At 72.4% G+C, this 239-nt stretch carries 1 protein-coding gene; it reads left to right on the forward strand.

All coding sequences use genetic code 11. The features are described 5' to 3' along the window. A partial coding sequence (locus SM753_RS21120) for a hypothetical protein (protein ID WP_323192997.1) occupies positions 1 to 239 on the forward strand: 239 nt, incomplete at both ends.

Here is a 239-nt window from a genome sequence, read left to right on the forward strand (position 1 = left end):
TCGAGGACGGACTGACGGCGGAGCTGGCGTTCAGCGACGAGGCGCTCACTGAACTGACGACCACGCACCGGGACGCCATCGTCCGCGCCGCGAACACGGGTCGCGTGACCGTCCACCGCGTCGATGACCTCCCGTCGGCGGGACTCGTCGTCATGGAGCGTGCGGACGCCCCGACCGTGGCCGCGATGGGCGTCCACGACGGCGCGGGCCTGGACGCGGTCGTGACGAACGACGACCCG

Origin of the sequence: Halostella sp. PRR32, assembly GCF_034808085.1 — an archaeon.
GTDB lineage: Archaea > Halobacteriota > Halobacteria > Halobacteriales > Natronoarchaeaceae > Halostella > Halostella pelagica.